Consider the following 19,568-nt stretch of genomic DNA (forward strand, 5'->3'; position numbering starts at 1 on the left):
GGTGGGGGGTGGGGCGCGCGCCCGCCCGCCTTCTTCGCCCGCCCCCCGCGCGGGGGCGGCGGCCCACACCCACGACGAGGTGTGGACATGACCGCAGCTTGGCCCGGTTCGTTCGGTTCGTTCGACTCCGCCGACATCAACTCCATCTTCAACCGCTTCTTCGGATCGTCGGGCCTGGCCTCGCAGCCGCCGGTGCAGCGAATCGATCTGGGGCGCCTGCTCAGCGACAATGCCAAATCGCTGGTCGCGAAGGCCCGCGACGCCGCGCAGGACTGGGGCAACGCCGAGATCACCCCCGAACATCTGCTGTACGCGGCCACCCAGGTGGAACCGTCGCGCAGCGTCATCGCCCAGCTCGATCTCGACCCCGACCAGGTCGGCGCGCAGATGCGCAGCACGGCCGGGAGCGGGCAGGCGACGGCGACCACGACCGGCGGCGGTGTCGTCCTGAGCCCCGCGGCGAAGCTGGCGCTGCGCAATGCCCAGCGCAGCGCGGCCGAGGCCGGGTCCAGCTATATCGGGCCCGAGCACATCCTGCTGGGCATCGCCTCGAACAGTGACAGCCCCGCCGCGCAGGCGCTGTCCGGGGCGAAGCTGCCGCAGGTCGAGGGGCAGAAACAACCCAGCGACACCCCGACGCTGGACGAGTACGGCCGCGATCTCACCGCGGAGGCCCGCGCGGGCAAGGTCGACCCGGTGGTGGGCCGCGCCGAGGAGATCGAGCAGACCGTGGAGATCCTCTCGCGGCGCCGCAAGAACAATCCGGTGCTCATCGGCGACCCGGGCGTCGGCAAGACCGCGATCGTGGAGGGCCTGGCGCAGCGGATCGTGAACGGCGACGTGCCCACCACCCTCGCCGATCGCCGCGTCATCGCGCTGGATGTGGGCTCGCTGGTGGCGGGCAGCAAGTACCGCGGCGAATTCGAGGAGCGGCTGACCAAGATCCTCGACGAGGTCCGCGAGCACTCCGACGAGCTGATCCTGTTCATCGACGAACTGCACACCATCGTGGGCGCCGGTTCCGGCGGCGAGGGCTCGATGGACGCGGGCAACCTGCTCAAGCCGGCGCTGGCCCGCGGCGAGCTGCACGCCATCGGCGCCACCACGATCGACGAATACCGCAAGCACATCGAGAAGGACGCCGCGCTGGAGCGCCGATTCCAGCCGGTCATGGTGTCGGAGCCGTCCGTCGCCGACACCATCGAGATCCTGCGCGGGCTCGCCGACGTCTACGAGGAGCACCATCAGGTCCGCTACGACGACGAGTCGCTGGTCGCCGCGGCCGAGCTGTCCGACCGCTACATCACCGACCGGTTCATGCCCGACAAGGCCATCGACCTGGTCGATCAGGCCGGGGCCCGGGTCCGGCTGCGCACCCGCATGCCCGGGCCGGACCTGCGCGACGCCGAGGAGGAGCTGGCGCGGCTGAAGCGGGAGAAGGATGCCGCGGTCGCGGCCGAGGACTACGCCCGCGCCGACTCGCTCAAGGAGCAGATCGCCGCCGCCGAGGAACGGGTCGGACATATCGAGGACGACGAGGACGATCTGCCGCACGTGACCCTCGACGATGTCGCCGAGGTGGTGTCGAAGCAGACCGGCATCCCGGTCTCCGAACTCACCGTCGAGGAGCGCGAGCGGCTGCTGCAGCTGGAGGACGTGCTGCACCAGCGGGTGATCGGGCAGGAGGAGGCGATCGTCGCCGTCGCCGAGGCGGTGCGCCGGGCCCGCGCCGGGATGAAGGATCCGAACCGGCCGATCGGCTCGTTCCTGTTCCTCGGGCCCACCGGCGTCGGCAAGACCGAGCTGGCAAAGGCGTTGGCGGAGGCGGTGTTCGGCGATGAGGACCGGATGATCCGGTTCGATATGAGCGAGTTCCAGGAGAAGCACACGGTCTCGCGCCTGGTCGGCGCCCCGCCCGGATACGTCGGCTACGACGACGCCGCCCAGCTCACCGACAAGGTGCGGCGCCAGCCGTATTCGGTGATCCTGTTCGATGAGGTGGAGAAGGCGCATCCCGATGTGTTCAACGTGCTGCTGCAGCTGCTCGACGACGGCCGGGTCACCGACTCCAAGGGCCGCACCGTCGATTTCAAGAACACCATCGTGATCATGACCAGCAATATCGGCTCCGACCTGATCCTGAAAGCGCCTGCGGGCGACGTGGATTCGATCGAGCCGAAGCTGATGGAGCGACTGCAGCAGCACTTCCGCCCGGAGTTCCTCAACCGCATCGACGAGACCATCATCTTCCACCGCCTGGACCGGGATCAGTTGCGGCACATCGTCGATCTGGTCCTCGACGGCCCGCGCCGCCGCCTGCGCGCCCAGGATATGGAGCTGGATATCTCCGACGCGGCACGAGATTGGCTGGCCGACAACGGCTATCAGCCCGAGTTCGGCGCCCGGCCGCTCAAGCGCACGGTCCAGAAGGAACTCGAGAACCGCGTCTCCAAGCTGGTCCTCGGCGGCGGCCTGAACCCCGGCGACACCGTCCGCGTAGACGCCGACGACGCGGGCCTACTGGTCAGCGCCATCGCCGCCAAGGACGGCAAGGAACAATCCATCGCCGCAGTCTCCTCCAACGGCAAAAAGCCCAAGCCCGAAAAGAAGTCCCCCAAGAAGGCCGGAAAGAAGGCCACCACACCCAGCTGATCCCGGCATGGCTTCCTTTCCCGGCATGCTTTTCGCCGGGAATAGGAGATCGGCGCACGCCGGGAATGGAAGACTGGCGTGCGCCACTCACTTCCCCGGCACGCCCTACCTTCCCCGGCACGCCCTACTCATTTCCCGGCATGCCCCACTCATTCCCCCGCATGCCCCACTCATTCCCCGGCATGCTTTTCGCCGGGGGCGTCCAGCCAGCGGGACGTACCCGGCGGCAGCATCGGTTCCACGGCATCCTCTGTGGTGCGGCACTTCCGGTGGGCCGTGCGTAGGCCGACGCCGGACTCGGCGTGGAGTAGAAGAGTTTTCCCAGGTTAGGAGAGTTTCGCCATGGAGCGTTTTGCCGATCGACGCGTTCTGATCACCGGTGCCGGATCGGGGATCGGCCGGGCCACGGTGCATCGCATCCTGGCCGAGGGCGGCACCGTCGTCGGCGCCGATATCAGCGACGCCGGGCTGGCCGAGACGGCGAAGCAGGCCGCCGAGCGCGGCACCGCCGACCGGCTCACCACGCTGCGCATCGACATCGCCGACGAGGCGTCCGTGCGGGCCGGGGTCGCCAAGGCGGTCGAGACCCTGGGCGGCCTGGACGCGCTGGTGAACGCCGCCGGAATCCTGCGCTCGGCCCATACCCACGAGATGCCGCTCGCCGACTGGAACCGGATCATCACCACCAATCTCACCGGCACCTTCCTGATGATTCGCGAATCGCTGCCCGCGCTGCTCGAATCGGGCCGCGGGGTGATCGTGAATTTCGCCTCGACGTCGACGTTCTTCGCCCACCCGTACATGTCGGCCTACGCCGCCTCCAAGGGCGGCATCATGTCGATGACCCATGCGCTGGCGTCCGAATACGCCAAGCAGGGATTGCGCGCGGTCGCCGTGGCGCCCGGTTCGATCTCCAGCGATATGACCGACGGCCGCGGCCCGGGCATCCCCGACGACGCCGATATGAGCCTGTTCATGAAGCTGATGCCCGCCCTCGGCCAGGGCTTCGCCTCGCCCGACACCGTCGCCGGGGTGGTGGCGATGCTCGCCTCTGACGACGGCGCATTCATCACCGGCACCGAGGTGCGCATCGACGGCGGCACGCACATGTGACCCGGTCATCGCCCGAACCCGCACGCAAAACGAGAACCTGTTCTATTGTGGTCGCGGGGTGACGCTAGGAGGTGGCCGCGGATGGATCTGATTGCGCTGGAGGAGATTCGTGCGCTGAAGTATCGCTATCTGCGGTCGCTGGACCTCAAGGAGTGGGACGAGTTCGCCGAGACCCTGGCCGAGGATGCCACCGGAGACTACGGCTCCCCGTCGGGCGGGCGGCCGCTGCGGTTCACCAGCGGCGCCGCGATCGTGGACTTCATGCGGACGGCGCTGGGCGGCAACATCATCACCGTGCACGTGTGCACCCATCCGGTCATCGAGGTCGACGGCGAAACGGCCACCGGCAGTTGGTGTCTGGAGGATACGGTGATCGTGCCCGATCACGGCGTGCAGATCCGCGGCGCCGCCTACTACCGGGATCGCTATCGAAAAGTCCACGGCCAGTGGCGCATCGCCCACACCGGCTACGAGCGGATCTACGAGTCCGCGACCTCGCTGTCGGCCCTCCCCGATTTCCGGCTCACCGCCAACCGCTGGGCCGCGCCGTGAACGACGTGCCGCTACAGCCGGGCTCCGTAGCCTCGAAGTAGCGGCAGATAGACCGTATCGATGATGTCGACGAGAACCTCGTCGGGGGCGCTCGCGGTGCCACGGGTGGCGAATTCGTTGCGTAGCAGGTCGATCGGGGCCGCGGCGACTCGTGGATGGCGAGCCTCGGCCGGGACCTCGCCGCGGGCGATGGCGCGGTCCAGCACCGCGAGCCAGGGGCGGCCGCCCGTCTCGCCGGACTGCTCGCGCAGCTGGGCCAGCAGCTCCGGTTCGTCGGCCGCGTGGCCGAGCAGGCCACGCAGGACCTCGCCGAGCGGCGAGGCGAAATGCGCGTTGGCGCGGCGCAACAGTTCGAGGGCGTCCTCGCGCAGGGTCCCCGTTTCCGGCAGGCGCAGCTCCGCCGCGGCGAGCTGGCGGTACGCCGCGACGCCGAGGGCGGCGCGGTGGGGCCAGCGCCGGTAGATGGCGTTCTTGTTGGTGCCCGCGCGCCGGGCGACGGCGTCCATCGTCATGCCCGCGTAGCCCGATTCCAGAAGTTCGTCCACGGCGGCCCGCAGGATCGCCTGGTCCAAGGCCGCGCCGCGGCGCCGGGTCTGTCGCGATTGGTCCATAACGGTACTCAGCGTACCTTGCTGTGTCCTGATGGTGTGGGCTATGGTCTCGATTAGGGTACGAGTCGTACCGTAGTGAGGGGAGATCATGCGAGGAACTGGCGTCTGCTACGACACCGGCTTCGTCAACCGCGGCAACACCACGCACGAGCCGTTCGACCCCGAGTCGGTGCGGCGCGATATGCGCGCCATCCGCGACGACCTGCGATGCACCGCCGTGCGCATCAGCGGCGGCCGTGCCGAGCGGCTGAAACTCGCCGCGACGCTGGCGGCCGATGCCGGGCTCGAGGTGTGGTTGTGCCCGTTCGTCAACGACATCACCGAGGCGCAGCTGCTCGACCTGCTCGCCGACTGCGCGGATCACGCGGAACGGCTCCGGGAACGGGGCGCCGCGGTGGTGCTGGCCGTCGGCTCCGAGTTGAGCCTGTTCCTGCCCGGCTACCTGCCCGGGGCCACGTTCGAGGAGCGGGCCGCCGCCCTGGCCGACCCGGAGGGCAGGGCGATGCTGGCGGCGATTCCGGTGCGCCTCAACGTCTTTCTCGCCCGCGCGGTGGATGTCGTGCGAGAACGGTTCGGCGGCAAGGTGACCTATGCTTGCCTGCCCTTCGAAGGTGTCGACTGGACGCGGTTCGACATCCTCGCCACCGATGCCGGATACCGGCCGATCGAGATGGCCGACCTGTACCGCGACAGTATCCGGGCGTTCGTGGCGCAGGGCGCGGCGGCGGGAAAACCGGTGGCACTCACCGAGTTCGGGTGCAGCACCTATCGGGGAGCCCCCGATCGCGGGCCGCGCGGCGCCGATGTCGTCGAATGGGACCCGCGGACGGCGCGGCCGCTGCGGCTGGACGGCGACTACGAGCGTGACGAGCAGGGGCAGGCCGCTCACCTCACGGAACTGCTCGACATCATCGACTCCGAAGGGGTCGATATCGCGTTCTGGTACTGCTTCGCGCGCTACGACCTGCCGCAGCGTATCGGCCCGCGCGCGGATCTCGACCTCGCCAGCGCCGGACTGGTCCGGGTGATCGAGACCGAGTTCGGTGGCAATGTCTGGGAGCCGAAGCAATCCTTCGCCGCGCTCGCGGCTTACGGCCGTGTCGTCGCGTGATCAATTACCGTGCGCCGCTCGGTATTTCCGACGCAGCGCGGTCGGGGTGATGCGAAACCACCGGTGGCAGGCCCGGGTGAAGGTGGCCTGTTCGGAAAGACCCAGGAGTGAGGCGATCTGGCTCATGGGCAGGTCGGTGGTGGTGAGATAGCGCCGGGCCTCGGTGCGGCGCACATCATCCAGGATGGCCGCGAACGAGGTGTTCTCGGCCGCCAAGCGGCGCTGCAGAGTACGCGGATGAACGGTGAGAAGCCTTGCTACCGAACCTATTTCCGGCGCTGTGGTGCCGAGCAGCTGTCGCACCGCGGCGCGCACCTTCGGCTCGAAACTGGCTCCGGAATCGGCCGACTGCTCGGCAAGGAACGCCAGCGCCAATCGGCGCAGCGTCTCGTCGCTGCCCGCCACCGCCCGCGCGGTCAGGCTGCTGGGTACCCGCAATATCGCGGCGGGACGGTCGAATCGCACCGGGGCGCCGAAGAATTCCTCGTACACCGACAGCGCCGCCGGGGGTCGATACGGCAGTTCGACGCTGCGCAGCCCGTACGGCCCGTCCACCAATCGGCCCAGCGCCCGGTGCAGGAACCCCAGGCCGAGATCGGTGCCCTGGACCGTGATCGGCAGCCCGGGCTGCACGCCGTAGTGCAGCGCGGTCACGCCGCGATCGCCGTACGGATCGGGCTCCAGCGAGAGCCGCAGCGACCGGGCGTGCACGAACAGGTAGCGGGAGGTGCATTCCAGCGCGTCGGCCAGGGTGGGGGAGCTGCGAATGGCGAGCGCGAGCGGGCCGAGCATGCCCAGATCCTGACGGGTGGCGATGCGCAGGCCGAGATCCGGGCAGTGCAGGCGCTCGGCCGCGAGTTCCAGGACCATGGCCATCGCCTGGTCGGGCACCAGCAGATCGTCGGCGTCGAGCGCGGCGATCGGCAGTCCGGCCGCCGCGGCGAACTCCTCGGCATCGCCGCCCAACTCGGCCACCGTGGCGCGGAAGCCCCGCAGACCCGCGGACCGTATCACCGACATGTCGTCCAGAATCAAATAGTTGTCGTCTGAAGTCAAGAAGCCGCGTCCCTCGCCCAGCACACTGGTGGCATGGAACATCTCGATGTCGTCATCGTGGGTGCGGGCCTGTCCGGTATCGGCGCCGCCTACCGGCTGCAGACCGAGCACCCCGGCCGCAGCTACGCGATCCTCGAGGCGCGCGAGTCGATGGGCGGCACCTGGGACCTGTTCCGGTACCCGGGCGTGCGCTCGGACTCCGACATGTTCACCCTCGGCTATCCGTTCAAGCCGTGGCGCGACGCCAAGTCGATCGCCGACGGGCCGTCGATCCTGCGCTACATCCGTGAGACCGCGACCGAGAACGGAATCGACGAGCGAATCCGCTACGGCACCAAGGTGATTGCGGCGCAGTGGTCCAGCGAGGAGGCACGGTGGACGCTGACCCTCGAGCAGGGCGGAGAACGGCACAGCCTCACTTGCGCCTTCTTGTATTGCTGCGCAGGCTATTACAACTACGAGCAGGGCCACGCCCCCGAATTCCCCGGCGTGGAATCGTTCTCGGGCCGCATGGTACATCCGCAGTTCTGGCCCGAGGATCTGGACTACACGGGTAAGCGGGTGGTCGTGATCGGCAGTGGCGCGACGGCCGTCACGCTGGTCCCGGCCATGGCCGAGCAGGCCGAGATGATCACCATGCTGCAGCGCTCGCCGACCTGGATCTCACCGGTGCCCGGCCGCGACAAATACGCCGACCGGATTCGGGAGCTGCTGCCGCCGCGGCTGGCGCATCGGCTGATCCGCACCAAGAACATCCTGTTCAATGTGGGCTTCTATCAGTACTGTCGGCGACGCCCGCAGTCGGCGCGCAAGCTGCTGACCGACCTGTCCACGCGCATCCTGAAGGACCGGGAGCTGGTCGCCGAGCATTTCACGCCCACCTACAACCCGTGGGATCAGCGACTGTGTGCCGTGCCCGACGCCGACTTCTTCAAGGCGATGAAGAAGGGCAGGGCGCAGGTGGTCACCGACCACATCGAAACCTTTGTGCCCGAGGGGATTCGGCTGCGTTCCGGCCGCGTGCTCGAGGCGGATGTGGTGTTCTCGGCGACGGGACTGAAACTGCTGGCGTTCGGCGGGCTGGCGTTGACCGTCGACGGCGCGCCGGTGAACCTCGCCGACCAGTTCGTCTGGCAGGGGGCCATGCTCACCGGCGTGCCCAACTTCGCCGTGTGCATCGGCTATACCAACGCCTCCTGGACGCTGCGTGCCGATCTCACCTCGCGGCTGGTCTGTAAGGTGCTGGCGCACATGGACCGGCGCGGACATCGGGCCGTGGTGCCCGAGCCGCAGGGCCACCTCGACGAGACCCCGCTGCTGGACCTCGCCTCGGGCTACATTCAGCGCTCGATCGGGGACTTCCCCCGGCAGGGCCACCGGCATCCGTGGAAGGTCCGCCAGAACTACCTGCTCGACTCGGCCACGACCCTGCGAACCAGCCTGGACAAGACGCTGAAGCCGGTGCGCCGGGCACCGCAGCTGCAGCGCGTCTGAGGATTACACGACCAGGACACCGGCGCGGCTGGGCCGCAGAGTCTGGCCCTGCCGAGTGCCCTGCACCGCCTCGACGTACGCGGCGGCCACGTTGCGGACCGGGGTGCCGTCCGCGCCGTCGAGACCCATGGATTCCAGGGTTTCGGCGACCCAGCCGGGGCTGACGGTATTGAGGCGGATCCCGCGCGGCAGCTCGGTGGTGGCGGCGCCGACGAACGCCTCCAGCCCCGCGTTGACCAGCGCGCCGAAGGACATCCCCCGCTGCACCTGCTCGAAAACGCCCGAGGTGAGGGTGATCGAGCCGCCGTCGCGCAGGTGCCGGATGGCCGTGCGGGCCAGCTCGACCTGTCCGAACAACTTGCCCTGGATGCCGCGGTAGAAGTCGTCGTCCGAGTCCAGGGGCGTCAGCTTTCCGCTTGCGGCACAACAGATTACGGCGTCGATGTCGGGCACGGTGGCGAACAGCTCCGCGATCGAGGCCGGGTCGTCCATGTCCACCCGCACGGGCCCGCGCCGCGATGCGCGGATGACCTCGTGCCGGTTCTCCAATTGTGCGGTGACCTCCGATCCGATGGTCCCGGTGGCGCCGATGACGATGATCCGCATGGATCTCCTTGCTGGCGATGGGTGTTTGCAGTGGGGAGTAACAGCGGTGCGCCGGCGGGGTATTCCGGAAGCTGTTCCCCTGCAGCGAACAACGAACGCGCGGCCCGACCGTTCGTCCACCGGGCGTGCGCGGCATTCGCTGTACCGTCGGGGCATGGACCGTGCGGCTGTCGAGACGTGGGTGGACGGGTACGAGCGGGCCTGGCGGACGCAGGGGACCGAACAGCTCGCCGAGCTGTTCGCGCCCGACGCCGGGTACCTGGTGTCGCCGTGGGCGCGGCCGATCACCGATGCGGCCGCGCTCGCGGAATTCTGGGAGCGGGGCCGTGACGGGCCGGACGAGCCGTTCACGATGGAATATCACGTCGTCGCGGTGGACGGGGATACCGCGGTCGTGCGGGTGGAGGTCGAATATGCCCGCGACGAGCCACATCACTGGCGCGATCTGTGGGTGCTGCGGTTCGGAGCCGACGGGCGGTGCGTCTGGTTCGAGGAGTGGCCCTTCGCACCCGAGTGACAAGCTCGGAACGAGGTGTCTGATTTCCGCCGGTATCGGTTCTGTTGCTGCGGCAGATTGGGTGGTGCGACAGAACGAGACAGGCGAAAGGAACTTCGATGACCGTCTACACGACGATCGACAGCCCGCTCGGTGAGCTGCTGCTGACCGGAGAGCCGGTGAGCGACGGCGTGATGCTCACCGCCCTGTCCATCGAGGGTGGCAAAAGCGTTGCGGTCCAGAGCGATTGGGCCGCCGACCCGGCGGCCTTCGATGCGGTGGCGGCCCAGCTGCGGGAATACTTCGACGGCAAGCGCACCGGATTCGACCTCGAATTCGGCGGTGCGGGAAGCGATTTCCAGCGCCGGGTGTGGCAGGAGCTGGAGCAGATCCCGTACGGTGCCACCGTGACCTACGGGGAGATCGCCTCCCGGATCGGGGCGTCGCGGGCGGCGGTGCGCGCGGTCGGCGCGGCGATCGGGGCGAATCCGCTGCTGATCGTGCGGCCGTGCCATCGCGTGGTCGGCGCCGACGGGGCGCTCACCGGGTACGCCGGGGGTGTGGACCGCAAGCGGCGGCTGCTGGAGCTGGAGCGGACCCGGGTGGCGGCATGACGACGGCCTCCGGGCTGCGGACCGACCGCGTCGCCGGGCAGGACTGGACGGCGCTGGCCGCCGAACTCGACGAGCACGGCCACACGCTGACCGGTCCGCTGCTGACCGCCGACGGTCGAACAGCGCCCGCGTGCCCAATCCCGCGGCGCGGCAGTGACATTGCCGCAGGGGCACGGGCTGATATTCACGACCCGGGAACGTCCGGTGCGAAGTTCCCGAGGCTGGTCGGCGGCGCCGATGCGGCACGGTGTGAGCGTCGTCCGGTCGGGGCAGCGGCGCACGCTCGGCCTGGTGTTCCACGACGCCTGAGCCCCTCCGGGCCGATCGCAGGACGGACCCACATGACCTACACACTTGTCGGCGGGGACGGAAAGCCTTACCGCAGTGTGATTCCCGGCACCCTGGGCGGACATCGGCGCCTGCGAATCTACGGCCGCCTGGACTGTCCGGCCGCATTGCGGGCACTGCCCCGCGGGCGCTATGCCGCCCACCGGGTCTTCTTCGCCGACGAACAGACCGCGATCTGCGCGGGCTACCGCCCATGCGCCGCCTGTCTGCGGGACAGATACCTCGCGTGGAAGCGGGATCGCTCGGCATCGCCGCGCTGAATCCGCCTCGCGTGACACCTCGTCTCGCCACTATTCGCTGATGCCGTGACCAGCCTCTTTCAATGCCGCCGCGGCCTCGTCACGCCGCTGCTCGGGCACGAGCACCAGGTCGGCGTGGTAGGTCGAGGCCACGAAGACCGGCACCCCCGCCTCGGCGAGCGGGGTGACCAGCGCGGCCAGCATGCCCGGGGTGTCGAGGCCGTGCGCGGAGGCGCCCGCGTAGAAGCCGATCCACACCTCGCCCTGCTCCCAGGGCGGCGCCTCCCGGACCATGGTCAACCCCTCCGGGGCCCGCACCAGCGCGATCCACTCGTCGTCCTCGGGGAAGGTCGCGTTCGGTAGATGCTCCACCGCGAACCGGGACGGGACGATGCGCAGACGCTGGCCAGTGGTCATGGCGCCATGATATTCAGCGGGTGCGACACGGTCCGGTACGGCGGGCGGCGTCCCCCAGCGTGCGATCGAGCAGGTGGTCGACGAAGATCTCCGGATCGATCGACAGGTCGGACACCAGCCCCTGCGTGAGGCCGGTGATGCTCACCGCGATGAGTTCGGCGTCGCGATCCACCACCTCGGCGGAGACCCCGGCCGTGCGGAGCTGTTCGGCGATCACGCCGACCAAAAGGTTTGGTGGGCCTAGGATTTGGTCGTCGGAGATCTCCGAACCCGTGAGCGAGGCGGCGTGGAACGCGGCAAGGACGATCGCGTTCTCCCGCCGACCCCTGTCCAGTGGCAGCAGCCCCAGCAGGATCGTGCGGAGCGTCTCGCGCGGCCCCGCATCGGCACCCAGCGTGTCGACCCGCCGCATGAATTGCGTTGCGGCATCATCGATCACGGCGCGAAAGGTAGCCCGGATCAGCTCCTTCTTGTTGCCGAAATAGTACTGCACCAACCGCACGGAGATCCCGGCCTCGGCCGCGACCGACTGAAAAGTGGCCGCCTCCAGCCCACCCCGCGCGATGACGCGCCGCATCGCGCCGGTGATCTCCCGGCGTCGCTGCTCATGATCGACCAACCGCGGCACCGCAACCTCCTGTTCCGTACGACCGAATTTTGATGATACGCCCATACCATCTATGTGGTACGTTGATACCATCAAAACGATTTCGGGAGGGATCATGGCGAAGAAGATCGGCCGGTTCGAGAACGACGCGGCGCAGGAGCGGTATCTCCGCGCGTATGAGGAGCTGGAGCGGTTGTGGCCGGTCCCGTCGACCGAGTTGACCGTGCGCACGTCGTTCGGTCCCACTCATGTGCGGCGCTGCGGTGCGGGGGAGGGGGCGCCGATCGTGCTTCTTCCGGGCCTGGAAGGGACGGGGCTGAGCTGGCATCCGGTGATCGAGGAACTCTCGCGTGAGCGGGTGGTGTATGCGCCGGATGTCGTCGGGACGCCCGGCAAGAGCGTGCAGACGGCGCCTATCGCCACCGGTGCCGAGTTCGCGAGGTGGCTGCGGGAATTGCTGTCCGGGCTCGATATCGGCAGTGCGCATTTGGTCGGGATGTCGCAGGGCGGCTGGTATGTCGCGCTCGCGGGAATTCACCGAATTCCGCAGTTGGCGACCATGACACTCGTCGACCCGGCGGCCTGCCTGGCCAGGGTGCGCTGGTCGGTGCTGCTCCGGTTCGCGTGGGTGGGGCTGCGTCCGACCGATCGGAACTGGAAGAAGCTGGCGGAGTGGCTCACGCCCGGTGTGGTGATCTCGGACCGGGACCAGGCGCTGGCCCGGGCCGGAGTCGGGTACCGAATGCGCCTGCCATGGCCACGAGTCCTCAAAGACGAACAGCTGCAGTCGATTACCGTGCCCACATTGGCGCTGTTCGGCGCCGAGACGGTGCTGTACGACCCGGAACCGGTGGCGCAGCGGACATTACGGACGATTCCCATCTCCGAGGCCGAGATCTATCCCGGCGCGAGCCACGGGTTGCTGTTCGAGATCCCGGAGCAGGTGATCCCTCGAATCCTGCGCTTCATTCGCAAGCATGAGCCGGTGCCGATCGCCCGCACCGAAGACCGAAACCGTTGATCGACAACGTTATCGGCGCGACGAGCGGCGGGCGCGGGGGCGGCGCAGGACGGGCGCGGGATGGGGTGCGAAGCGGCGGTGCAGGTATTGCAGGGCGACCAGGAGGAGCACGGCGATTCCGGCCGCTGGATAGTCGCCGGTGATGACGCCGATCACCGCGAGGCCGCCGAAGATCGGTAGTTCCAGCACCGAGCACCAGCTCACGAGGCGTAGGCGGGTGGAGTGGGCGTCGAGCCAGGCCAGCCCGTCGTCGACGATGTCGGCGGCGGTGTCGAACTCCACCATGCCGTCGCCGACCTGCACGAATCGGTGTACGGCCTGGTCGCGGGTGATCCTGCCGAGCCACGCCTCGTCGATGAGCCGCTTGCCTTCCACGGCGACTTCCGTGATGACCGCTTGCATCTGCGGGTCCCTTCCGAGTCGGTCCCGGAGATTGTAGGCGGATCCGCCAGCAACCGTGCGGCTAACTTCCCAACACCGTTAGGGCACGGTCGATATCGGCCTCGGTGTTGTAGAGGTGGCAACTCAGCCGCAGGCGCCCGGCACGCACGGAGCCGACGACGGCGGCCTCGCTGAGCTGCTGCAACTTCTCCGGCGTGACCTCGATCGAGACGATCGCCGAGTTGCCCTGCGGCAGGCCCAGTCCGGTGCGCAACCTGTTGGCCAGCGCGAGATCGTGCCGGTGAATCGCGTCAATCCCTATGGACGACACCAGCTCCAGCGCGCACTGCTGGGCCGCCGTGGCCTCCCACACCGGGGAAAGATCGAATCGCCTGGCGTCGCTTGCCAATCGCAGTGAGGTGTCGTAGCAGGTCTCCCACGGGTCGAAACCGGCGTACCAGCCCGCCGCGAGCGGACGCAGCCGCGCCAGAGCCTCGTCCGTCCCGGCGAGGAATGCGGTGCCCTTCGGCCCGAGCAGCCACTTGTAGCCGACGCTCACCACCCAGTCGGCACCGAGGTCGTGCGAGGGATACCAGCCGACCGCCTGACTGAGATCGAAAAGCACTCGGGCGCCGTGGTTTCGGGCCGCCGCGACCACGGCGGCGGTATCGGCCACGCGGCCGTCCGCCGATTGCACCACCGACGTGGCGACCAGATCGTCGTCCGGGCGCACCGCCTCGGCGAGACCGGTCAGCGGCACCGTGCGCACCCGCAGGTCGCCGCGGGCCAGGAACGGCCAGAGCACGGAGGTGAAATCGCCCTCCGGCACCACCACGGACGCGCCCGCCGGTAGGGCGCCCGCCACCAGCGACACCAACTGCGACACTTGCGCGCCGACGGCGACCTGGCCGGGGGCGAAGCCGGTCAGCCTGCCGAACGACGCGCGGCACTCCTGCACCACCGCGTCGAGCGCCGGGGAGCTGAAAGTGCCGTTCATGCGCCGAGTTTCGGCATCCGTCATCGCCTTCGCGACGGAACTCGGCAGCAGGCCGTAATTGGCGGCGTTGAGGAAGGTGACCGTCGGCGCGAAGTCGTCGAGGACGGTGGCGGGCAGCAGATCCGCTGCCGAGCTGTGAGCGGTCATCGCCTCATGATGGGAAGCGCGCACTGGCCGGGCAAGATCCACTTACCTTCCTCTGGCCTGGAATGTCGCCGTATCGGCCGGTCCGGTCGGCGGTTCGGCGAACTGACTGGACCCCGCCGCCGCGACCACGGCGCCACCGTCGACGACCAGCCAGCGCCCGCACACGCAGCGCAGGTAGCGCACCGACCCGTGCGACGAGATCAGCGCGGGCGACGGCCAGGCACACGACGGGCAGGCGGTATTGCGGGCCGGGCCCCGGCGCCGCACGCCGCCGTCGGCGATGCCGTACCTGCTTCTCCGCTTGCTGCACTCACTCATGCTCTCAGCGTGGTGTAATAACCTAGTGCAGTTCAACCCTTACGGAGGCGCGGCGGCCGAACTCGCCTCCGTGCTGGTGAACGCCGCCGAGGACGCGGATCTCGTCCGCCTGCTCACCGAGTTCGGCTACCGCCCCGTCACCACGCTGAATGCCCGCCAGACCGCCGGTCTGCGGCGCTGGATCGCCCGTCTCGACGAGGTGTTCACCGATCCCACCGTCGACCGGCTCAACGCACTGCTCGCCGAAACCACCAGCCGCCCATACATATCCACGCACGACGGCCGCCCGCCGCACCTGCACTACGCGGGGGAGGGTGATCCGATGGACGAGCGCGTCAAGGCGTACACGGCCGCCGGTCTCGCCACCCTGTTCTGCGAGGACGCCGGTCGCATCGGGCGCTGCGCCCGGGAGGGGTGCCGCGTGGTCTTCATCGACACCTCCCGCAACGGCCGCCGTCGTTTCTGCTCGACGAAATGCTCGACGCGGGTCCACGTGGCCGAACACCGGCGGCGCAGCGCCTGACGGGGATGTGTTCCTGCCCACAGCCGGGTGCCCGCATGCGGATCGAAGGCTCGAAATGAGCGGCCCGACCTGGGGAACTCTTCCGAATGGCATCGATTTCGGACAAAGCGGACGGGCCGAATTCCACTTGCGGAGGAGTCACCTCCGGTCTGTATAGTTGGCCTCAGCAACTAGTTGTACGTGCTAACAATTGCGCTGCGGGGAAAAGGAATCTGATCATGGTCGTTGCTGCCCGTGATCGCGGTGCTACCACGGCCGAACTCGACGTCGCCGACCAGCTCGGCGCCCAGCTGGTCCGGCTCATGCGGGCGATCGGCAGAACTGAATCACAGCTGGCCAAGCACGGCCCGGACGGGCTGGAGCGGCTGGCCTACGCCGTGCTGTTCTGCCTGGTCCACGACGGCCCGCAGCGGACCGGGAAGCTCGCCGAGATGCTACACGCCGAGACCTCCACCATCAGCCGGCAGACGCGCAGCCTGGTGTCGCACGGGCTGGTGGAGCGGCGGGCCGATCCGGTCGACGGCCGGGCCTGCGTCCTGGTGCCCACCGCGGAGGGGGTGCGGGTGTTCGAGGAGAACCGCCGGATCCGCAACCGCTGGCTGGCCGAGCTGATCGCCGACTGGCCCGACCACGACCGCGCGGCGCTGACCGATCTGGTGGAACGCCTCGTCGCCGGTATCGAAAAGACCACTGTCCCAGCCGATTCGAATAGAGCTGATAAATGACGACTACGACCACCCGGGAACCGGCGGCGCAGCCGGACCTGGATGCGGGTGCCGGTCAGAGACTGTCGCACCGGCAGATCATGACCATCCTGTCCGGCCTGCTGCTCGGCATGTTCCTGGCCGCGCTGGACCAGAACATCGTGAGCGTGGCGATCGTGCGGATCGCCAACAGCTTGCACGGCTTCGATCAGCAGGCATGGGCCACGACGGCTTACCTGATCACCGCCACGATCAGCACCCCGCTGTACGGCAAGCTGGCCGACATCTACGGTCGTAAGCCGTTCTACCTCACCGCGATCGCGCTGTTCGTCATCGGCTCGGCGGCGTGTACCTTCGCGACCTCGATGTACATGCTCGCGGGCTTCCGCGCGTTCCAGGGGCTGGGCGCCGGTGGCCTGATGTCGTTGGCGTTCACCATCATCGGCGATATCGTGCCGCCGCGGGAGCGGGTGAAGTACCAGGGCTACTTCATGATGGTGTTCGGCACCTCGACCGTGCTCGGGCCGGTGCTGGGCGGCCTGTTCTCCGACTACGACACGCTGTGGGGCCTGGACGGCTGGCGCTGGGTGTTCCTGGTGAACGTGCCGATCGGCGTCATCGCCCTCGCCGTCGTCGCCAAGGTACTCAACGTTCCGCACCAGCGGCAGAAGCTGCGCGTCGACTGGTTCGGCGCGGTCGCGCTGGCGATCTGCGTGGTGCCGCTGCTGATCGTCGCGGAGCAGGGCCGGACCTGGGGGTGGGATTCGAGCAAGGCGCTGATCTGCTACGCGATCGGCGCGGTCGGCCTGGTGCTGTTCCTGTTCGTCGAGTACCTGATGAAGGACTCCGCGCTGATCCCGCTGCGGTTGTTCAAGAACTCCACCTTCACCGTGACCATCATCGGCGGCTTCATCGTCGGCGTCGCGATGTTCGGCGCGATCACCATGGTGCCGCTGTATTTCCAAGTGGTGCGCGGGTATTCGCCCACCGAGGCCGGGCTGCTGATGCTGCCGCTGGTGGCGGGCATCATGATCGGATCCCTGGTCGCGGGTCAGGTCACCAAGCGCACCGGCCACTACAAGATCCTGCCCGTGATCGGCACCTTCATCGTGACGATCGGCGCGCTGCTCTACGCGCAGGTGCATTTCGACAGCGTGCTGTGGCAGCCGCTGGTCTACGGCGGCATCATCGGGCTGGGCCTGGGCTGCTGCATGCAGACGCTGATCATCGCGGCCCAGAATGCCGGTCCGCGAACGGATATGGGCGTGTCGACGGCGTCGGCGACGTTCTTCCGGCAGGTCGGCGGCACGCTCGGCGTGGCGGTGTTCCTGACGATCATGTTCAACCTGCTGCCGAACAAGATCGTCGACGCGTTCGGCGGGCGGCTGCCCGCGGGATTCGACACCGACAGGCTGAGCCAGATGCAGTCCAACACAGCGGGTATCGCGGCGCTGCCGGACCAGGTGAAACAACCGATCCTGATCGGCTTCACCAACTCGATGCACGGCGTGTTCTTCGCCGCCGCGGGTGTGGCGCTGCTGGCCTGCATCGTGCTGATGTTCATGAAAGAGATTCCGCTGCAGGATGGTCCGGCGCCCCAGGCGGCGCCGGAGCCGGACACCGCGCGCGCGGATTTGACCGAATCGGAACAGGCTCAGGCGGTTTCGGCGCGGACCGCGCAGGCCGAGGCACGGTGGACCGAGGACCAGGTCTGGGAGGGCGCCGCACAGGTGATCTCCGAGCCCGAACCGGTACTGGCGTCGACAGGAGGCAGACATGCGGCAGTCAACGGCCATGCGACACAGCGGGTGTCGGCGATGACGGCGACCCCGTTCGTAGCGTCCACGGGCGGCCGGGCGATCGGCGGGCACATCCGCCGCGAGGACGGCCAGCCGCTGCCGGGTGCGGCGCTGACGCTCATCGACCAACGCGGGCACCAGGTTTCGCGCGCGACCGGCGACGGCGGCGGCACCTTCACCATCGAGCCGCCCACGCCCGGAAGCTACGTGCTGATCGTGTCGGCGAGCGGTCATCAGCCGACGGCGGTCAACGTCACCGTCGGCAGCGGCCCGCAACGGCTCGACCTCACGCTGCACGGCTCCGGCGAACTGTCGGGCGTGGTGCGCTCGGCCGGACGCGGTGAGCCGGTCGCCGGTGCCACGGTCACCGTGACCGATCTCCGGGGTGAGGTGGTGGGCTCGGCCGTCACCGCGGCCGATGGTGCCTACACCTGTCACGGGGTGGTGGCCGGGACCTACACGCTCGTCGCGGTCGCCGCCCACCTGCGACCGACCGCGACCACGCTGACCGTGCCGGACAGCGGCCGCCTGCGCTTCGATGTCGAACTCGCCTCGATGGCGGTGCTGAGCGGCTCGGTCCGGGCCGACGGGCGGCCCGTGCGCGATGCCCAGGTCACGGTGCTCGACCAGACCGGTGCGACCGTCGGGACCGTTCGCACCGACGAGGACGGCCGGTACGTGGTCCAGGATCTGCCCGAGGGCGACTACACCATCGTCGCCCGCGGCTACCCGCCGGTGACCGGCCGGGTCAGCGTCTCCGGCGGCGAGACCGACCACGACATGCGGCTCGGCTACGACGTCGACGAGCAGGTGGAGCAGGCATGAGTGGGCTGACGGCGCAGATTCGCAATGCGGACGGCTGGCCCGTGCCCGCGGCGGTGCTGACGGTGACCAGCCTCGAGGGCCGCCAGCTCGCGCGTGCCGTGGCCGACGAGACCGGGGCGGCGGCGACCGATGCGCTGCCCCCGGGGATGCACACCGCGGTCGTCACCGCGCCCGGGCACAAGCCGGTCGCCCAGGTCGCCCGGGTGTCGTCGGCGGGCGGCGGCACGCTCGGCGAGGTTCGGCTGGAACCGGAGTCGGCCGCGGTCGAGATGCCCCCGGCCGGGCCGTGGACCATCGATCCGGTGCACTCGACGGTCGTCGCCACCGCGCGGCACCTCGGCATCGCCAGCATCAAGGCCCGGTTCGCCGATGTCGGCGGAAGGCTGGACGTGTCCGAGAACTTCGATCTGACAACGGGTTACGCCGAGATCAAGGCCGCCAGCATCGACACCGGCGTCGGGATGCGCGACGAACATCTGCGCTCGGCGGAGTTCCTGGATGTCGAGCGGTTCCCGGTCATCGGATTCACCAGCACCGGACTGCGGCGCACGGGCGCCGAAACCTGGGTGATGGCCGGGGAATTGGAGCTGCACGGGCAGCGTCGCCCGGTAGACCTCACGCTGACCTACGGCGGCTACGGGCCGGATCCGTGGGGCGGCGTGCGGGCGGCATTCCATGCCGAAACCCTGCTTCGCCGTGACGATTTCGCCATCGACTACAACGCCGTGGTCCGGGCGGGAGTCGCGGCCATCGGCACCACCGTGAAGATCGATCTCGACATGGAGTTGGTGCAGGGGGATCGGTTGCCGCAGATGTAGGGCATGCCGGTGCCCTCGGCCGGGGGGGGGGGGGGGGGGCCCCCCCGCCGCCCCCGCGGCCGGGGGGGGCGCGGCGCGGGGGGGGGGGGGGGGGGGGGGCGCAGGCGCGGCGGGGGCGG

At 68.9% G+C, this 19,568-nt stretch carries 21 protein-coding genes and 1 pseudogene; 14 read left to right on the top strand and 8 right to left on the bottom strand.

The window, feature by feature from the left end:
• Positions 1-87 precede the first annotated feature (87 nt).
• From QH290_RS05860 to QH290_RS05870, 3 genes are all read left to right on the top strand, one after another.
• Complete coding sequence (locus QH290_RS05860) at positions 88-2,652, top strand: ATP-dependent Clp protease ATP-binding subunit (RefSeq protein ID WP_280382187.1); 2,565 nt, start codon at positions 88-90, stop codon at positions 2,650-2,652.
• A gap of 342 nt (positions 2,653-2,994) precedes the next feature.
• Positions 2,995-3,765 carry an SDR family NAD(P)-dependent oxidoreductase gene (locus tag QH290_RS05865; protein WP_280382188.1) on the top strand — a complete coding sequence of 257 codons (771 nt, stop codon included), beginning with the start codon at positions 2,995-2,997 and terminating at the stop codon, positions 3,763-3,765.
• 81 nt (positions 3,766-3,846) lie between these two features.
• Positions 3,847-4,317 (top strand): nuclear transport factor 2 family protein, encoded by a 471-nt coding sequence (locus QH290_RS05870; RefSeq protein ID WP_280268721.1) that lies wholly within the window; start codon positions 3,847-3,849, stop codon positions 4,315-4,317.
• Between the two features lie 11 nt (positions 4,318-4,328).
• Here the strand turns inward: QH290_RS05870 and QH290_RS05875 are convergent, their stop codons facing one another.
• Positions 4,329-4,928, bottom strand: a complete 600-nt coding sequence (locus QH290_RS05875; RefSeq protein WP_280382189.1) for a TetR/AcrR family transcriptional regulator — start codon at positions 4,926-4,928, stop codon at positions 4,329-4,331.
• 88 nt (positions 4,929-5,016) lie between these two features.
• Between QH290_RS05875 and QH290_RS05880 the strand changes: the two genes are divergently transcribed.
• Complete coding sequence (locus QH290_RS05880; protein ID WP_280382190.1) at positions 5,017-6,039, top strand: glycoside hydrolase family 113 protein; 1,023 nt, start codon at positions 5,017-5,019, stop codon at positions 6,037-6,039.
• Here the strand turns inward: QH290_RS05880 and QH290_RS05885 are convergent, their stop codons facing one another.
• Positions 6,040-7,095 (bottom strand): AraC family transcriptional regulator, encoded by a 1,056-nt coding sequence (locus tag QH290_RS05885; RefSeq protein WP_280382191.1) that lies wholly within the window; start codon positions 7,093-7,095, stop codon positions 6,040-6,042.
• Positions 7,096-7,128: 33 nt separating this feature from the next.
• Here QH290_RS05885 and QH290_RS05890 point away from each other — a divergent pair, with 33 nt between their 5' ends.
• Complete coding sequence (locus QH290_RS05890; RefSeq protein ID WP_280382192.1) at positions 7,129-8,589, top strand: flavin-containing monooxygenase; 1,461 nt, start codon at positions 7,129-7,131, stop codon at positions 8,587-8,589.
• Positions 8,590-8,592: 3 nt separating this feature from the next.
• Here the strand turns inward: QH290_RS05890 and QH290_RS05895 are convergent, their stop codons facing one another.
• Positions 8,593-9,195 (bottom strand): short chain dehydrogenase, encoded by a 603-nt coding sequence (locus QH290_RS05895; RefSeq protein WP_280268716.1) that lies wholly within the window; start codon positions 9,193-9,195, stop codon positions 8,593-8,595.
• A 154-nt stretch (positions 9,196-9,349) separates the two neighbouring features.
• Between QH290_RS05895 and QH290_RS05900 the strand changes: the two genes are divergently transcribed.
• From QH290_RS05900 to QH290_RS05915, 4 genes and pseudogenes are all read left to right on the top strand, one after another.
• A complete protein-coding gene (locus QH290_RS05900; protein ID WP_280268715.1) occupies positions 9,350-9,712 on the top strand; it encodes a YybH family protein in 363 nt (120 codons plus the stop codon).
• Positions 9,713-9,810: 98 nt separating this feature from the next.
• Positions 9,811-10,305, top strand: coding sequence for a methylated-DNA--[protein]-cysteine S-methyltransferase (locus tag QH290_RS05905; RefSeq protein ID WP_280268714.1), 495 nt, complete (start codon positions 9,811-9,813; stop codon positions 10,303-10,305).
• 114 nt (positions 10,306-10,419) lie between these two features.
• Positions 10,420-10,614: pseudogene (locus QH290_RS05910) on the top strand (2OG-Fe(II) oxygenase); the annotation flags it as partial.
• Between the two features lie 32 nt (positions 10,615-10,646).
• Complete coding sequence (locus QH290_RS05915; RefSeq protein WP_280268712.1) at positions 10,647-10,913, top strand: Ada metal-binding domain-containing protein; 267 nt, start codon at positions 10,647-10,649, stop codon at positions 10,911-10,913.
• Positions 10,914-10,943: 30 nt separating this feature from the next.
• On the opposite strand, the gene QH290_RS05920 is transcribed toward QH290_RS05915, so the two are convergent.
• Together QH290_RS05920 and QH290_RS05925 are read right to left on the bottom strand one after the other, a co-directional pair.
• Complete coding sequence (locus tag QH290_RS05920) at positions 10,944-11,309, bottom strand: ACT domain-containing protein (protein WP_280268711.1); 366 nt, start codon at positions 11,307-11,309, stop codon at positions 10,944-10,946.
• A 13-nt stretch (positions 11,310-11,322) separates the two neighbouring features.
• A complete protein-coding gene (locus QH290_RS05925) occupies positions 11,323-12,033 on the bottom strand; it encodes a TetR/AcrR family transcriptional regulator (protein WP_280382193.1) in 711 nt (236 codons plus the stop codon).
• On the opposite strand from QH290_RS05925, the gene QH290_RS05930 reads away from it, so the two are divergent.
• Positions 12,032-12,937, top strand: coding sequence for an alpha/beta fold hydrolase (locus tag QH290_RS05930; protein WP_280382194.1), 906 nt, complete (start codon positions 12,032-12,034; stop codon positions 12,935-12,937). The two genes, QH290_RS05925 and QH290_RS05930, sit on opposite strands and share 2 nt — an antisense overlap.
• Positions 12,938-12,946: 9 nt before the next feature.
• On the opposite strand, the gene QH290_RS05935 is transcribed toward QH290_RS05930, so the two are convergent.
• The 3 genes from QH290_RS05935 to QH290_RS05945 form a co-directional block, all read right to left on the bottom strand.
• On the bottom strand, positions 12,947-13,339 hold the full coding sequence (locus QH290_RS05935; RefSeq protein WP_280268708.1) for an F-box protein: 393 nt from the start codon (positions 13,337-13,339) through the stop codon (positions 12,947-12,949).
• Between the two features lie 61 nt (positions 13,340-13,400).
• Complete coding sequence (locus QH290_RS05940) at positions 13,401-14,462, bottom strand: aminotransferase class V-fold PLP-dependent enzyme (protein WP_280268707.1); 1,062 nt, start codon at positions 14,460-14,462, stop codon at positions 13,401-13,403.
• A gap of 42 nt (positions 14,463-14,504) precedes the next feature.
• Positions 14,505-14,780 (bottom strand): hypothetical protein, encoded by a 276-nt coding sequence (locus tag QH290_RS05945; protein ID WP_280382195.1) that lies wholly within the window; start codon positions 14,778-14,780, stop codon positions 14,505-14,507.
• A 25-nt stretch (positions 14,781-14,805) separates the two neighbouring features.
• Between QH290_RS05945 and QH290_RS05950 the strand changes: the two genes are divergently transcribed.
• The 4 genes from QH290_RS05950 to QH290_RS05965 all read left to right on the top strand — a co-directional run bounded on the left by QH290_RS05950 (position 14,806) and on the right by QH290_RS05965 (position 19,449).
• Positions 14,806-15,303, top strand: a complete 498-nt coding sequence (locus tag QH290_RS05950; RefSeq protein ID WP_280382196.1) for a CGNR zinc finger domain-containing protein — start codon at positions 14,806-14,808, stop codon at positions 15,301-15,303.
• 218 nt (positions 15,304-15,521) lie between these two features.
• Positions 15,522-16,028, top strand: a complete 507-nt coding sequence (locus QH290_RS05955; protein WP_280382197.1) for a MarR family winged helix-turn-helix transcriptional regulator — start codon at positions 15,522-15,524, stop codon at positions 16,026-16,028.
• Positions 16,025-18,631 carry an MFS transporter gene (locus tag QH290_RS05960; RefSeq protein WP_280382198.1) on the top strand — a complete coding sequence of 869 codons (2,607 nt, stop codon included), beginning with the start codon at positions 16,025-16,027 and terminating at the stop codon, positions 18,629-18,631. Before QH290_RS05955 ends, QH290_RS05960 begins: the two co-directional genes overlap by 4 nt.
• Positions 18,628-19,449 carry a YceI family protein gene (locus tag QH290_RS05965; RefSeq protein WP_280268702.1) on the top strand — a complete coding sequence of 274 codons (822 nt, stop codon included), beginning with the start codon at positions 18,628-18,630 and terminating at the stop codon, positions 19,447-19,449. Before QH290_RS05960 ends, QH290_RS05965 begins: the two co-directional genes overlap by 4 nt.
• Positions 19,450-19,568 lie beyond the last annotated feature (119 nt).

The organism is Nocardia wallacei, assembly GCF_029869545.1.
Taxonomy (GTDB): Bacteria; Actinomycetota; Actinomycetes; order Mycobacteriales; family Mycobacteriaceae; genus Nocardia; species Nocardia wallacei_A.